Raw genomic sequence first — 14680 nt, 5'->3', positions numbered from 1 at the left:
GAGCAGTTGGTCGTCCAAATTGCAGCCGGTCATACCAACCGGTATAAAACGATAAGAACATACGCACCAAAAAGCCGCATAGCTTCGGCTTTTTGTGTTTTAACGATACATTTTCATATCAAAACCAGGGACAAGAAATAACTATAGTTAGCCCAATAAGTCAAGAACATGAGTATTTATGCTGACCCACTGAATAACAAATTGAAAAGTAGGATGTGTTAATGAAGCTGTCGGACATTCCGATAAAAATACCTATGGGAACTATAGAATATGGCTCAGGTCTCTAGTGCAAAGCGATTCACATCCAGTTCATAAATTTATTTTACAATAAGGTGAATTGTTGTTAGTAACCTGTTTTTACGAAAAGCTGCTGATTGCAGATCTATGGAGGTAAGATTCGTTTGGAATTGTTTGAATTTATTTTGCTGATGCTTACGGCTGTCGCTGTATCCAATTTGGTGAACCGGTTTATTCCATCGGTCTCCGTGCCTATTATTCAAATCGTGCTGGGGATGCTGATTACTTGGCTGCCCTTGCACTTTGAACTGAAATTAAATCCGGACCTGTTTTTGCTTCTGTTCATTGCCCCTTTACTGTTCAATGATGGCAGGCATGCGGATAAAGAAGCGCTCTGGAAGCTGAAGAAGCCTATCCTTTTGCTGGCGCTGGGCCTAGTGTTCGTAACGGTAGCCGTGATGGGTTATTTCCTGAACTGGCTGCTCCCGGTCATCCCGCTGGCGGCATCCTTTGCACTGGCGGCCGCACTGGCGCCTACCGACGCTGTTGCCGTGGGTGCGCTGGAGCAGAAAGTAAAAATCCCCCACCGGACGATGCAAATTCTCGAGGGAGAATCCTTAATCAATGACGCTTCGGGGCTGGTCTCATTTCAGTTTGCCGTAGCCGCTATGGTCACCGGCGTGTTCTCTTTCAAATCTGCCAGCCTCAGCTTTATTTCCATATCTCTTGGTGGTGTGATATTGGGCCTGCTGCTCACACTTGTAAAATATGGGGTGGTGAAATGGCTGCGGAAACTGGGGATGGAGAATGTCACGCTCCACATGCTGATTGAGATCCTGACTCCCTTTGTGATTTTTATGGCGGCCGAGGAATTAGGGGTTAACGGTATCCTGGCCGTCGTCGCCGCGGGAATCGCCCATTCTTTCAATTACAAGAAAATGAATCCCGAGGTGGCCAAGCTGAGAGTCGTATCCAAAAGCACCTGGTCGGTCATTATCTTTGTTTTGAACGGCCTGGTTTTCCTTCTGCTCGGCACGCAGCTTCCTGATATTATTCAGACGATTTGGAACAGTACGGAAATAGGGAATCCAAAGGTAATTATGTATACCCTATTGCTGACTTTGGCTGTACTTGGCTTGCGCTTTATCTGGGCGATCCTGATGGATATCTTCGCAAGGCACAAATTGCGCAGCTCTTGGCAGACCAGGCTCAAGCAGGCGCTTATCCTCAGTCTATCGGGAGTCCGGGGAACGATCACACTGGCGAGTACGTTGTCGCTGCCGTTTTTTCTTGATGATGGCACCGTATTTCCGGCCAGGGATCTGATCATTTTCCTTGCGGCTGGAGTTATCCTGTGGACCCTTCTGGCCTCCAACTATCTGTTGCCGCTTATATTGGGGAAAGAAACGCAAACGGAGCAGGAAGAGGAGGAGACTCAGGCAAAAATTGAGATTCTGAAGAATGTGGTTAACGGATTAAACGATCTGACCACAGAGCAGAATCGGCTGGCGACGGCCCAGATCATTAATACGTATACTTCCAGAATCAAATCGCTCAGGAAAGATGAAAAGAAAGATAACGAACAGCGAGCCGTGGGCCTGTCTATCCTGAAATGGGAAAGAGAGAACACGCTGCATTCGCTTCAAAAGAAAGAAGTGAATCCATACACAGCGTATAGCTACCTTAATAGAATTAACCAACTGTTATTTATGCACACAGGAGATGTCCGTTATAAAAAAGAGCTTTTCCCTGTGAAGCAATGGATCGAAGTGTTCGGAATGCTGCATCCAGCCCAATTAAGCATCCGAGAAAGACGCGCCGAATTAACCACGCTCAGAATTCAAAATATTGCTTATGTCATTAAGCAGCTAAATGCTCTGCTTGCGGAAGGCCAGCCGGATATGGAGACGGTCAGCTCGCTGATTCTGCAATATGAACATACGCTGCTGCGTCTGACCAGAAAAGAATCGGACACCTACAACCGGAAAGATTTCGATATATCGATGCAGGAACTGGCCCGGATCGGAATTCAGCTGGAGAGAGACAACATCCAATCCATGTTCGAGACGGGGCGGATTTCTAGACAAGGCATGAAGGAAATGAAACGAGATATTCTCTTCATGGAGCATGATTTGAGAGAAGAGACGAGTTGAGCGTGATCCCGGACTAACGATATATGTTCTTGTCAAAAACGCAGGACAAGAACATATATGGTTCTCCATTTATTCCTTAGGTTGAAGGGATGGTGGGACTATTGATTTATGCTGCCCGTTAACGGATCTGAAGACGCGGATGTCGAAGTTTTATTCAATTTCCTTACCGAGACTAGGCTGCTTGCAAGCAGCACGAATGCACCAAATAGATAAGGCAAGTCGATATGGACTTCATACAAAATACCTGCGAGTAACGGTCCAAAGATCGTACCAAGGCTCGTATAGGCATTATTCATGCCTGCCACGAATCCTTGTTCCTCACCAGCTTCTTTGGATAGTAGTGTATTGATGGTTGGACGCAAAATATTATTGAAAGAAAAAAATAGCATGGTGATAATCATGACATAGTAGTAATTTCCTGAGAAAAGCAGGGATGCGAGAGTGAGAGCAGATAACAATAGCATGGCGACGATAATCCGCTTTTCCCCAAACCGGCGGGTTATCCGGTCGGTCAGAAGGATTTGGTTCAGCGTGCCGATTAAAGAACAAACGGTAAGTAAAATGGCAATTTGCTGCGTAGTGAAGCCATAACCCTGAACCACAAAAAGCGGAAAAATCGCTTCAAAATGCGTTAGACCAAAAGTCATGGCGAAAACAATAAGCAGCAAGATAAAATAACGGGAGCGTACGGAAAGCCCAATTTGACGAAAAATATTGTCTTTCTTTTCCTGCACAGACTGGCGAAGGCGGCGGATATCAGGCGACAGCGGTTCGGGGAGCATCCACATACTGCATATCATCGCCAGCAGTCCAACGGATGCGGAAGCGAAGAAAGGCATTTTGATACCCCACTCCGCAAGCAATCCTCCTACACCCGGCCCGATAATAAAACCCGATGTCATCGATGCGCCTAACCACGACATGGCCTTGCTGCGCTGGGCATCTTCTGTAATATCCGCAACATAAGCAATAATCGCAGGGACCAGGGCGGCTGACCCTATTCCGCCGATTAGTCTCGACACGAATAATAAGGTTAAATCGCCTGCAAACGCCGCCAGTAAATTAGAAACTGCAAACAAAACCAACCCTGTGATGATCATCGGTTTACGACCGTATCGATCGGACAAATTTCCTGCAAAGGGTGAGAATAGAAACTGAGTCAAACCGAAGCAAGAGACGAGATAGCCGGCGGCTTGTCCGCTTGCTGAAAACATCTCAAGGAGTTCCGGCACGATCGGAATGACGAGCCCCATGCTAAGATTGGCGAGAAACATATTCAATAGAAGTAATGGAAATGCTGACCTTGGTAACATCAATGCTCTCCTCTATACCCAAAAATATATACAATGAATATGGGAACAGGATAGATCAGTTCCCATTCATTTATGTTAGCATGCGTCAGTCCGCTTGAATAATATGAATAATATTTACGATAGGAATCATTTTTATATAGATGGCCCTACTTATCATCATGAGTTCTTCAGATCGTTTTGCGTAAGCGATGATTTTTGATGGTATAAGAATGTATGTTCTGGTATGATTGGACTGAGAATAGTAAATCACGATTATATTAATGAGGTCGGGGATATAAAAAGTGGGGTGAGTGACATGACGGAACAAAGGAATATGCCAGAGGTAATCATTAAGCTTTGGGACGACGGGGATCTGGGTTTGCTTCGCCAATTAAATTCGCCGGAGATGACCGTGCATTTTGGAGGTCCGGAAACTGAGGAGAAAATCCTCTCTCGTCATAAGCGCTACTATGAAATCGCCCAAAAAGGAACCGGACGAATGTTTAAGATCCTCCTGCTTCCGCAGCTAGAAGTTGTGGGTAGTGTAGGCTATTGGGATCAGACTTGGCAAGGAGAATCTATTTATGAGATAGGCTGGAGTGTTTTGCCGGCATTTCAAGGTAGAGGGATAGCGACAGAGGCAACAGCGAAGGCCATAACTTCTATCAAATCTGAAAAGAAACATAGATTCATTCACGCTTTTCCTAAAATCAACAATCCCGCTTCTAACGCCATTTGTCGCAAGCTCGGCTTCTCATGGATCGATGAGTGTGATTTTGAATACCCCATAGGGACTATCATACGATGTAATGACTGGAGATTGACAGTCGGGGAGAATGAATAATTGTAACAAAACAACATTGTAGCTGCTGTACCGATAGAAGACGATGTTTGTGGGAGGCCAGAAAGTGATCATTTTAATTGATCCTTATACGGAAGAAAAACTAGTGAAAAGTTTGGCCGGACGCCCCGGTTTTTTCAAGCTTTTTTATGATACCGAAAATTGCGGGTGCAACGGGGTGTTGGCCATCGATTCTTGAGCAACCGCTTGACACTGATATTAAGATTACTGTAAAAACCTTTACTTTTCTGGTCGACAGGCAGCAGGAAAGCTTGTTCGACAACGTGTTGAAGCTGGAAGCGGATCGATCATACCCGTCGTTCAAAGTGACTAGTGATTCGTCTTTATACAGTTCCAATGTCAGAATCAAAGACGTCAGGGATATCGATGATAAGTAGTGCTGCAATTTGAAAATTTACTGGAAAGATTGAATGAACACCAACGCCGCAAGGGTTATCCTTTTTGTGAGAAAAATGGTAAGACGATAACACGCTTATAAGCCGCAGCTATGCGGCTTTTTGTGCTTAAAGGATCTATATTCGTGTCAAAATCGGATTACAAGAACTTGAAGCCCATCATACGAAGCAAGTATGGCATTTGATCTTGTGTTCGATAACATGTTAGGATCCAATTTATACGCATGCAGCAATTTCTAGAGGTTTGAAGAAAAGGCTATCGGAAAACGTTGAGAGGGTGTCGTATGTCAAGAACAATATTGATTGTAGAAGATGAACATATTTTACGGGAAATCATGAAAGATTATTTGCTGGAAGAAGGATATGAGGTGCTTGAAGCGGGCGATGGGAAACATGCTCTGGCGTTATTTCAAGATCATGAGGTGGATCTGATCATACTCGATATCATGCTCCCTGAATTGGACGGATGGTCTGTATGCAGACGTATCCGTAAGATATCGAATGTTCCGATTATTATGTTGACCGCCCGTTCGGATGAAGATGATACATTGCTTGGTTTTGAACTAGGTGCCGACGACTATGTAACCAAACCGTACAGTCCTCAAATCCTGCTGGCCCGGGCGAAACGGCTTTTGGAAACGAGACAGATCCGGGAACAGGAGGAAGATACGTTGTCCAGCAGCGGTATTTCGATCCACTTTCCGTCCCGCACCGTTTCAGTTGATGGGGAACATTGCAGTTTGACGCATACGGAATTTGAAATTTTGGCTTATTTGATGAAAAACAGAGGGATTATTATAACCAGAGAGCAGCTGATGACAAAAATTTGGGGATATGATTTCGTCGGCGACGATCGAACGGTGAACAGTCATATCCGCAATTTGCGTTCCAAGATAGGTGAGCATGCCAAGCATATAGTCACGATCGTTCGATCAGGTTATAAATTCGAGGAGAAGCTATGAAAAAAGGCATCGTTCTTAAGCTGTTTCTACTCACGACGGGATTATGCTTGTTCATTCTTGCCGTCATGTTTGCCTTGCAAACCGTATTTTTCAAGCAATTCTATGTTCATCAGAAAGTGAAGAGCGTTAACGAGGCGCTGCAGGCTTATGAACAAAGCGACTTGAATCGTGCCACGAACGCCCAAGAGGCGGCAAAGCTCGAGCAAGACTTCTATCAAAGAAACAATACATGGATCGCGACGCTGGACGCGCGAGGGAATTTGAAATATACCGAGGATTATATCATGGAAATCAAGCTGGAACATTCGGATGATGCCATGTTCTCCAATAAAACAATGACCATCCCCTTATACAGTGTAATCAACGTGGAGGACTTCGGCAGCGATAATACGTTCCTCACGCCTTGGATTCAGGAAGGGGGAGAGATCGCCATGGAAGGCTTGATTATGAACAATCAGCCGGTTATCCAGCGAATGGGGAGGAGCAGATCCAATTTGAGGGATGAATCCCGGCTGGAAAATCGTGAGATGGTGAACAAAGAGTACGAGGTCCTCAATCGATCGAACGTGACCCAATATCGTGAAAAATATTCCACATTTCTGGTCAAAGGAACCATTACGAAAGTTCGGATACCGGAAGGGGCGGGAGTCTCGCGTTACACCAATCACTTGTTTCTGGACCGTATCAAAGCTTTCCAAGCGGATCTATTGTACGGCGACTTTGAGGATGCCACGAACGCAAATCAGATCGTAGATTATGAAGAAAATCGCGCGAACTACAAAATTTTCGTGAACCGCATTCAAGATCGCGACGGAAATCCCGCATACCTGTTCGCAATGACGTCACTCCAACCGGTCAATGAAGCAGCAGGGATGATCAAAGATTACTATGTGTACATCATAATTGCCACTCTGCTTCTCGTGGTGCTGGCATCGTTCTATTACTCCCGCCAGATCGCTCGGCCTCTGCTACGGATCAACCGAACCACCCGGCAAATGGCCGATCTCGACTTTTCGGAGAAAATCCCCATCACAACGAAGGATGAAATCGGAGACTTGTCGCGCAATATTAACGACCTCTCCGAGCGGCTGCACTCCCATATTCTTAGGCTTGAGCAGGACATCGAGAAAGAAAAGCAGCTGGAGCACACGCGAAAAGAATTTATATCCGGCGTATCCCATGAGCTGAAGACTCCGTTAAGTGTCATTCAGAGCTGCCTAGCCATTTTGAAGGACGGGGTGGCAAGCCATAAACGGGATTATTATTTTCAGGCGATGGAGGACGAGGTCAAAAGGATGGATCTGCTGATCGTGGATATGCTGGAATTGGCAAAATATGAATCCGGCACGTATAACATGGTCATGGAACCTTTTGATATCGACACTGTTATCGAGCGGATATGCGCAAAATTGGCTGCCGATATCAAGGCAAAGCAATTACATCTGTACACTTCACTGAATCATGTCGAAGTTGTGGCGAATGAGCTGCGGATTGAGCAAGTCGTCGTCAATTTCCTCACCAACGCGATTCGTTATACACCGGAGCAGGAGTCCATTTTCATAACCACCTTGGAGGATCAGGACACCGTTAAAATTTGTATCGAAAATAAAGGAACCTCCATCCCGGACGAGCAACTTGAGAAGATTTGGGACCGATTTTATCGTGGCGAACCTTCCCGACAACGGTCAACGGGAAGTACCGGTCTCGGTCTGGCCATTTCCAAAAAGATTCTGGAGATGCATGGGGTACCTTTTGGGGTATCCAATACGTCTGATGGGGTCATGTTCCAATTTCATTTGAATAAAAAAGCGTAGAACTGCGGTTCTGCGCTTTTATTTCATCTGCACTTTTTCTGCATCTCTCCCTATTATTCTTTCTGTAATAGAGAGGGGATGTTCTACTCATCATTGCTGACCGAATCTATAAATCGATTTGATAGGATCTGCACTTCATCTTGATCTCCTGAGCGTAATCTCTTTTTCAGAGGGAGGAGAGAGAGAGTATGAGAAAAGCCGTACTGTTAGTCGCATTTTTGTTGTCCGTGGTGATCGTCTTGCTGTACAGCATCCATTCGGAAGATGGCGCCGCAAGCCGCGGCAAGACCGAGCAAAGCTATCGGATGATGAGCCTATTAGGCGAAAACAGAGGTGAATCCCATCTGCCGGGGACGCCGTATAAAATCGTCATCGATCCCGGGCATGGCGGCAAAGATCGCGGGGCGACGGGAGCTAGCGGAAGTTCGGAGAAGGATTTTACGCTGCAGCTGGCGCTCAAGGTGAAGGAGCTGGCGACGCAAGAACCGCAAATTCAGGTGTATTTGACCCGAACGGACGACCAATTTATATCCTCGATTGACCGGGCAAGGCCGAAATTTGCCAATGATCTTGGTGCCGATTTGTTCATATCCATTCACGGCAATACCTATGAGGACCCCAACATTTCGGGTACGGAAACCTACTATTATCACGAAGATTCCTTGTCCTTGGCTGAAATTATGCAAAAGCATATGATACAAACCAGCGGATTTCGGGACAGGGGAGTGAAAAAAGAAAATTATTTCGTCGTAAAGGAAACGAACATGCCGGGTGTCTTGATCGAGACGGGATATTTAACGAATCCTCAGGAAGAAAAACAAATGCTGAGCGACGAAGTTCAATTCCGGATGGCCAGCTCCATTCTGGACGGAATCAAAGAATATTTGGAACTAAGGTAAAGAGAGGAAGATGGATATGAACAAAGGGACATAAAGAGGCTGATCAATTGGAACATGCGTTTGAAGCTCAACCCGAATCGGGTGAGCTTCAATTTTAATTTACAGGAAATTAAGAGTTGTTATCCGCGTATACAGACATCACATTGTGCATGAATTTAGACAGGCAGTCCCCGAACCGTTCGATGCTTTGAGTGAATCCTTCATCATCTACATACAACTGCCCTAATCCTTTGAACGCTTCAAGTGAATAATGATAGCCTTGGCACACGTTCCTTTTTTATGCAAAATAATGCCCTTCTTCGAGATCGGCGATTAGTCCGGGCTGTATCGGTTTCCACCCCAGAAGCTCCCGTGTTGCCAGACTCGCTTCTGCAGTGTTGTACAAGCTTGTGATGTCGAATGCCGCAATGGAGCCAAGAAATCCGAAATGGGCGGCAGCTTCTTCAGGCGTTATACTGACTGCCGGCATGTTCAATTGCCGTCCGATGACCGCGGCGATCTCGCGGAGCGGAATGCCTTCATCGCCAGCGCCTAGCAGCCGTGAGCCCGCCGGGGCGGATTCCAGCGCCAGACGGTACAGAACCGCCGCATCCAGGCGGTGAACCGCCGGCCAGTGGTTCGTTCCGTCGCCGATGTAGGCGGCGAAACCCTTCGCCCGAGCGATGTTGATCATCATCGGCACAAAGCCCTTATCGCCTTCGCCGTGCACGGACGGTGCAAGCGAGACGATCGATGCCCGAATACCCCGCTCTGCCATCGCGAGCACGGCTTGATCCACGGTATGCCCATTTGCGTGAGCCGTGGTAATGAACGGCTTCCCGGAGCCTTCGAGCGCCGCTCCCATGACTTGGACGGCCCGCAAATCCAGAGCCAGCGCACCTTCAAAGTCGGAAAAATCGTTGGTGAACGCCAAATGAATCACGCCGTCCGCAGCCGCGGCGGCTCTGCTTAGAGTATCGAGATCGTCCAGCGTGCCGTACAGCGGTTCGGCTCCCGCCGCCCTTAATCCCGCGGCTTTCTCTTCAGAACGGCAAAGACCCGACACGGTATGTCCCGCGCCGATCAGTTCCCGGACGACCGCGGAACCGACATACCCTGTTGCTCCTGTAACAAAAACATGCATAATCATTTCCTCCTTCATGAGTTGACTGCTTGAACATATTAAGCATAAACTATGAAGTGAACTCTAGGGCAAGCGGTCCAAAGGAGAAATGTTTATGAAAATTCAGGAACTGGCGGATAAAATGGGATTAACGATTCATACGATCCGCTTTTATGAAAAGGAAGGCTTGCTGGATGATCGGCATGTCCGGCGAGAAAGCAACAATTACCGCAACTATTCGGATGAGGCTGTCGAGCGGTTGAAGCTCATCAAGAAGTTCCAGTCCATCGGCTGTTCGCTGGCTGGATTTGGATACGCCAGCAAGCATGGCGATATCCTGCATTTTCAAAGATAGGCCCCCTTAGTTGTTAAATAAGTCAAGTTTAGTCCTCAGCTCAACAACTTGCAATATTGTAACTAAACTTTATGGCGAATAAACTAAACAAATAATAAATATTACTTATTTTTAACTGAATTATCGTTGACTGGTGGGGTGTAGCATGATAATTTAGAATTGCTTCCGATAAAAATAGGGAACACAACTAAACTGTTTAGATGCGTTTACAGAAATCCACGAACGAGTTTGATCGGTGGCTCCCAGGCGGCAAATGGCATATTAAGTCAATTGATCAAATGAAAGCGCTTGTTTGGCAAACGCTGAAGTAAGCCGGCATCTGGAGCGTTACCTGCATTAAGAGCCGGAAGAAAACAGAGTCTAAGGGAGGAATCAATATGGAGATTCGAATTCCTAATGAGAAGAAAACAAGAGTGATCATCAATACCGATGCGAAAAACGAAGCGGACGATCAATTTGCCATCGTGCATGCCGTGCTGACTCCATCGTTTGAATTGCATGGGATCATTCCAGCACATTTCGGTGATCGAAAATCAAAAACAAGCTTAAAGGAAAGTCATGATGAAACGATGCTTTTGTTGAAACTAATGGGTCTGGAAGAAAAGTTTAGGGTTGAAGACGGCGCAGAATACGCCATGCCGAATGAACAAACACCAGTTGATTCTCAAGGAGCTAGGCTTATTATTGAAGAGGCTATGAAAGAGGACGATCGACCGCTTTATATCGCTTTTTACGGTCCCCTAACAGATATGGCGTCTGCATTATTGCTGGAACCGCGGATTGCCGAACGAAACATCAAGGTGATTTGGATTGGTGGTGGCGAATGGCCTGTTGGCGGCCCAGAGTATAATTTGTCTAACGATATTCATTCGGCAAACGTTGTATTTAAATCGAAGCTTGAAGTGTGGCAAATCTCCCGCGCTGTTTACCGGCAAATACCGGCTGGTTACGCGGAACTGGTCGAAAGAGTTTACCCTAATGGAGAAATTGGGAAGTATCTTGTAGAGCAATTAATTGAATTTAACAATGCGAGTGTTCAAGGACCGGCCGAATATCGTGTGTTGGGAGATTCGCCGGCGGTTGGTGTCATTATATATCCGGATTGCGGCCGGTGGTCATGGAAACCTGCGCCTGAATTTGACCAACAAATGAAGTATATACATAACGGAAAGCACCGCCCGATTCGAGTTTATGAAACGATAGATCCTCGCTTTATTTTGGAAGATTTTTATGCGAAGTTGGCTCAATTCCATAGAAAGTTTGGTCGGAAGAGACAATAAACAACAGGGTTTACATAGAGGAACAACGTGATCGACTAGGTAGGATACTTCAATCTATACACACAAATATAATAGAGGAAGTAGATCGTACATTTCGGGCCAAACCCGGGATATGAACTTTCTCGGGCACTCTGAAGCTACCGCCAAAGGCGGAGCTTTTTTTGTGTGTTCATCTTTATCCGATATAATATATGTTGAACTAGTTATCAATTGTTCAATTTAGATAGATGACCACTAATGAACTACAGGAGCAGAAGACGTATGACAAAGAAGATCCTAATTGTTGAAGACGATATCCATATCTCGAAAATTATCAAAATGAACCTCAATCTGGTGAACTATGCTACCACAGAGGTCTATGACGGCCTGGCTGCGCACGAAGTGCTGAAGCGGGAGAAATTCGATCTGATCTTGCTGGATGTCATGATCCCGCATCTAGATGGCTTTGAGCTGATGGAACGCATCAAGCCGTATGGCACGCCTGTAATTTTCCTGACTGCTAAAAACTCTGTATACGACAAGGTCAACGGACTAAAGCTGGGGGCTGATGACTATATGGTTAAGCCCTTTGAAGCGATCGAGCTGCTGGCGCGGATTGAGACGGTCTTGCGCAGATATGGCAAGGAAGAGCGAATGATGGAGTTTCAGCATGTGCAGGTAGACCTCGACAAGCGTGAGGTCCTGATTCAGATGGAGCCAGTGGAATTAACGCCGAAGGAGTACGATTTGCTGGTCGTTCTGCTCAAAAACAAAAATATCGCCCTGACACGAGAGCAATTTCTGGACAAGGTCTGGGGCGGGGATTATTACGGAGAGACCCGGACCGTGGATATGCACATCAAATCCCTCCGCAAGAAGCTGAACTTGCAGGAGCAGATCAAGACGATTTATAAAATCGGATATCGCCTGGAGGATTGAGCATGAAATTGTGGCAGAAAATTTATCTCCTGTCACTGCTCGTGTTTGTCTTGATCTTCAACGGTGCTTCGGTGATGGTCATCGAGCGCACGCATAACAGAATGTTGAATCAGACGATCGAAGTGGCACTGAGCCAGAACATGAGTATTCATTCCAGCGTAGATGCGATCGTACCGATCTTGCGGATTTATGATTCATTGGATTACGAGAAAACCGTGCTGACGAGCATGGCTAAACAATTTGTAGCGAAGAACAGCGGCCAGGGCATTTATCTCGATATTACCGATGATGCCAGTCGGACGATTTTCAACAACGCTGATTTCGGGATGCCGCAAGCACGCCGTGAGCTGGAGAATCTGGACAATAGCAGCATTCATTATATTTTGCGGGATGTCGGCGACCGGACCATCTTGTTTACTGTGAATAATACACAGATTAATCAGAAGAAGTATGTGTTCACCTATATGAAGGATCTGACGCCTGTCTATCAGGACAGGATCGAACAGTACGGCTTTTTTGCCAAGGTTGATTCGGCGGCCTGTATACTGTTTATGATCGTCATGTTTTTCGTGAGCCGTGGACTGACCCGGTCCATCGAACGACTGAATCGAACGTCGCAGATCATTGCACAGGGGAACTTTTCGGAACGGGTCAAGGTGAAATCCCGGGATGAAATCGGCATCCTAGGGTCGAGCTTTAACGAGATGGCGGAGGTTGTGGAGGACAAAATCAATGAACTGGAGCGGAACAATGATGAGAAGCAGCGGTTCATCGATAACTTTACCCATGAGCTGAAGACACCGTTAACTTCGATCGTCGGTTATGCCAATTTTCTGCGGACGACCAAATATAACGAAAAGCTGTTTCTCGACGCACTCGGCGTCATTTATGACGAAGGGAAGCGGCTAGAGGCACTGTCGCTGAAACTGATGGATCTTATCATGCTGAAGAAGGTGCAGTTTCAGATGGAACGTCAAGAGATGCGGGCGTTGCTGCTGGAAATGAAACCGACACTGGAGATTATGGCGAAGGAGAAAGAGGTCAACATCAAGCTGGATTGTCAGGAAGGCCGTCTGGAACTGGAGCGCGATCTTATCAAGGTATTGGTCTTCAATCTGGTAGACAATGCACTGAAGGCATCTATCGCGGGAGGAACCGTTACGCTCCGCACCTACTGGCGCGAGGCGGCATATGTACTGGCCGTTATCGACCAAGGGATCGGAATTGCCGAGGAGCATCTGGATAAAATCTTTGAACCGTTCTATATGGCGGATAAAGCCCGGACAAGAAACAGCAATGGGGCTGGCTTGGGACTTGCGCTTTGCGGAAGCATTGCCGACATTCATCATGCAGTCATACGGGTGAGCAGTCAAGTGCAGCAGGGAACGACGATCGAAGTGGTCTTTGCAGCAGAAAAAAGGGGAGGCGGACCGGAGTAATGAAGCGGTATTATGGGATCACCATGAGCTTAGTCAGCATGCTTCTGATATCAGGTTGTCAAGGCTGGTTCAATGCCGTTCCCAAAGATACGGTGATGGTGAAGAAAATCGTTCAGGAACAGAAGCCGGATGAGGTCGATTATGAAGGTGTCTTGTCCCAGAGTGCGGCGGAATCCCTTGGTCTGAATGCAGTCAATAAGTATTTTGGCCAGAATCTGCAGATGGAGCAGGTCCAATTCGAAGTTTCCATGATCGATCAGGTGAAGCTGAAGGAACTGTTCAAAGAGGCGAGTACAGTTGCAGTAATGCCCGCTCAGGCGGAAAGCACAGATTCCGGAAGAACAATATTGACCAGCGACATCTCTGCGATCACCAAGGGCCTATATTATGTAACGCTGACCACGAGCACCGTTCCCTTGGAGAACTTTGAGGTTGTGCTCAATGCCAAGGATGGCGATGTACTCAGGATTCTTCGGTCGATGAGAGCGCCAGAAATCCGGCCGCCACAGCAGGACTCTACATTCATTGATTTAGCGAATCGTTTTATTGAGAAACACGGAAGCTACCCCTTGTCGGAGGTGAAGTATCAGCCTCAACTCGACCGCTCAAATACGAATCTTGAATTGTATTATACCAGCAAGGATAACAAGACGATGCGGTACTGTGTTGTGATTAACCCCAAGCGCAAAGAGGTTGTAGGTTTTAGCAAGAATGTCATGGCGTTCTTCAGCTACACGGCCAAGCAATCCGCTGAAAGTGCGCCTTCTCCCGCGTTTTAACTTTTAATAGATAGATTGAACTCAAGTTTCGAATTGAAACCCCTGTTGTAATGGCTTATCCAAATCATTCAACATGAACTTCTTGAGTTCATTCTATATAGATCGTCCCCTTTCAGGCTTGGTGAACAGGTTTGGAAGGGGATTTTTTGTGCTCAAGTTCTCTCTTCTGCAAACTTTACAACTTCTATATAAG

At 46.4% G+C, this 14680-nt stretch carries 14 protein-coding genes and 1 pseudogene; 12 read left to right on the top strand and 3 right to left on the bottom strand.

Annotated features, from left to right (window positions below):
- The first annotated feature begins 401 nt into the window (after positions 1-401).
- The gene (locus CJP46_RS26060) at positions 402-2390 is read left to right on the top strand and encodes a Na+/H+ antiporter (RefSeq protein WP_094598550.1); all 1989 of its coding nucleotides are present in this window, start codon (positions 402-404) and stop codon (positions 2388-2390) included.
- Between the two features lie 98 nt (positions 2391-2488).
- On the opposite strand, the gene CJP46_RS26055 is transcribed toward CJP46_RS26060, so the two are convergent.
- Positions 2489-3703, bottom strand: coding sequence for an MFS transporter (locus CJP46_RS26055; protein ID WP_094598549.1), 1215 nt, complete (start codon positions 3701-3703; stop codon positions 2489-2491).
- Between the two features lie 295 nt (positions 3704-3998).
- On the opposite strand from CJP46_RS26055, the gene CJP46_RS26050 reads away from it, so the two are divergent.
- The 6 genes from CJP46_RS26050 to CJP46_RS26030 all read left to right on the top strand — a co-directional run bounded on the left by CJP46_RS26050 (position 3999) and on the right by CJP46_RS26030 (position 8614).
- Positions 3999-4526: a GNAT family N-acetyltransferase gene (locus tag CJP46_RS26050; protein WP_094598633.1), complete on the top strand. Its 528-nt coding sequence runs from the start codon at positions 3999-4001 to the stop codon at positions 4524-4526.
- Between the two features lie 64 nt (positions 4527-4590).
- The gene (locus tag CJP46_RS37440; protein ID WP_306431092.1) at positions 4591-4722 is read left to right on the top strand and encodes a hypothetical protein; all 132 of its coding nucleotides are present in this window, start codon (positions 4591-4593) and stop codon (positions 4720-4722) included.
- Positions 4673-4921 carry an iron-sulfur cluster biosynthesis family protein gene (locus tag CJP46_RS26045; RefSeq protein ID WP_306431091.1) on the top strand — a complete coding sequence of 83 codons (249 nt, stop codon included), beginning with the start codon at positions 4673-4675 and terminating at the stop codon, positions 4919-4921. Before CJP46_RS37440 ends, CJP46_RS26045 begins: the two co-directional genes overlap by 50 nt.
- A gap of 302 nt (positions 4922-5223) precedes the next feature.
- Complete coding sequence (locus tag CJP46_RS26040; protein WP_094598548.1) at positions 5224-5901, top strand: response regulator transcription factor; 678 nt, start codon at positions 5224-5226, stop codon at positions 5899-5901.
- Entirely contained in the window at positions 5898-7715 is a 1818-nt protein-coding gene (locus CJP46_RS26035; RefSeq protein WP_094598547.1) for a sensor histidine kinase, read from the top strand. Before CJP46_RS26040 ends, CJP46_RS26035 begins: the two co-directional genes overlap by 4 nt.
- Positions 7716-7903: 188 nt before the next feature.
- Positions 7904-8614: an N-acetylmuramoyl-L-alanine amidase family protein gene (locus tag CJP46_RS26030; RefSeq protein WP_094598546.1), complete on the top strand. Its 711-nt coding sequence runs from the start codon at positions 7904-7906 to the stop codon at positions 8612-8614.
- Between the two features lie 109 nt (positions 8615-8723).
- Here the strand turns inward: CJP46_RS26030 and CJP46_RS26025 are convergent.
- Together CJP46_RS26025 and CJP46_RS26020 are read right to left on the bottom strand one after the other, a co-directional pair.
- Positions 8724-8867 (bottom strand): annotated as a pseudogene (locus CJP46_RS26025) (TipAS antibiotic-recognition domain-containing protein); the annotation flags it as partial.
- Positions 8868-8891: 24 nt separating this feature from the next.
- On the bottom strand, positions 8892-9737 hold the full coding sequence (locus CJP46_RS26020) for an SDR family oxidoreductase (protein WP_094598544.1): 846 nt from the start codon (positions 9735-9737) through the stop codon (positions 8892-8894).
- A 94-nt stretch (positions 9738-9831) separates the two neighbouring features.
- Between CJP46_RS26020 and CJP46_RS26015 the strand changes: the two genes are divergently transcribed.
- The 5 genes from CJP46_RS26015 to CJP46_RS25995 all read left to right on the top strand — a co-directional run bounded on the left by CJP46_RS26015 (position 9832) and on the right by CJP46_RS25995 (position 14487).
- Positions 9832-10071, top strand: a complete 240-nt coding sequence (locus CJP46_RS26015; RefSeq protein ID WP_256992535.1) for a MerR family transcriptional regulator — start codon at positions 9832-9834, stop codon at positions 10069-10071.
- Positions 10072-10448: 377 nt separating this feature from the next.
- Positions 10449-11351 carry a nucleoside hydrolase gene (locus CJP46_RS26010; protein WP_094598543.1) on the top strand — a complete coding sequence of 301 codons (903 nt, stop codon included), beginning with the start codon at positions 10449-10451 and terminating at the stop codon, positions 11349-11351.
- 261 nt (positions 11352-11612) lie between these two features.
- Positions 11613-12269, top strand: coding sequence for a response regulator transcription factor (locus CJP46_RS26005; RefSeq protein ID WP_094598542.1), 657 nt, complete (start codon positions 11613-11615; stop codon positions 12267-12269).
- A gap of 2 nt (positions 12270-12271) precedes the next feature.
- The gene (locus CJP46_RS26000; protein WP_094598541.1) at positions 12272-13708 is read left to right on the top strand and encodes a sensor histidine kinase; all 1437 of its coding nucleotides are present in this window, start codon (positions 12272-12274) and stop codon (positions 13706-13708) included.
- Complete coding sequence (locus tag CJP46_RS25995; protein WP_094598540.1) at positions 13708-14487, top strand: hypothetical protein; 780 nt, start codon at positions 13708-13710, stop codon at positions 14485-14487. Before CJP46_RS26000 ends, CJP46_RS25995 begins: the two co-directional genes overlap by 1 nt.
- The last annotated feature ends 193 nt before the right edge of the window (positions 14488-14680 follow it).

It is taken from the genome of Paenibacillus sp. XY044 (genome assembly GCF_002257645.1).
Taxonomy (GTDB): domain Bacteria; phylum Bacillota; class Bacilli; order Paenibacillales; family Paenibacillaceae; genus Paenibacillus_AQ.
The sequence above is the reverse complement of the archived record's forward strand: the minus strand, read 5'-3'. Positions and strand labels throughout refer to the sequence as shown.

What these genes read in the sequence shown, in the direction of transcription:
- CJP46_RS26035 (WP_094598547.1), top strand. Translation starts at nt 5,898, where the DNA reads ATGAAAAAAGGCATCGTTCTTAAGCTGTTTCTACTCACGACGGGATTA.
- CJP46_RS26005 (WP_094598542.1), top strand. Translation starts at nt 11,613, where the DNA reads ATGACAAAGAAGATCCTAATTGTTGAAGACGATATCCATATCTCGAAA.
- CJP46_RS26030 (WP_094598546.1), top strand. Translation starts at nt 7,904, where the DNA reads ATGAGAAAAGCCGTACTGTTAGTCGCATTTTTGTTGTCCGTGGTGATC.
- CJP46_RS26055 (WP_094598549.1), bottom strand. Translation starts at nt 3,703, where the DNA reads ATGTTACCAAGGTCAGCATTTCCATTACTTCTATTGAATATGTTTCTC.
- CJP46_RS25995 (WP_094598540.1), top strand. Translation starts at nt 13,708, where the DNA reads ATGAAGCGGTATTATGGGATCACCATGAGCTTAGTCAGCATGCTTCTG.
- CJP46_RS26000 (WP_094598541.1), top strand. Translation starts at nt 12,272, where the DNA reads ATGAAATTGTGGCAGAAAATTTATCTCCTGTCACTGCTCGTGTTTGTC.
- CJP46_RS26015 (WP_256992535.1), top strand. Translation starts at nt 9,832, where the DNA reads ATGAAAATTCAGGAACTGGCGGATAAAATGGGATTAACGATTCATACG.
- CJP46_RS26020 (WP_094598544.1), bottom strand. Translation starts at nt 9,737, where the DNA reads ATGCATGTTTTTGTTACAGGAGCAACAGGGTATGTCGGTTCCGCGGTC.
- CJP46_RS26045 (WP_306431091.1), top strand. Translation starts at nt 4,673, where the DNA reads ATGATACCGAAAATTGCGGGTGCAACGGGGTGTTGGCCATCGATTCTT.
- CJP46_RS26050 (WP_094598633.1), top strand. Translation starts at nt 3,999, where the DNA reads ATGACGGAACAAAGGAATATGCCAGAGGTAATCATTAAGCTTTGGGAC.
- CJP46_RS26010 (WP_094598543.1), top strand. Translation starts at nt 10,449, where the DNA reads ATGGAGATTCGAATTCCTAATGAGAAGAAAACAAGAGTGATCATCAAT.
- CJP46_RS26040 (WP_094598548.1), top strand. Translation starts at nt 5,224, where the DNA reads ATGTCAAGAACAATATTGATTGTAGAAGATGAACATATTTTACGGGAA.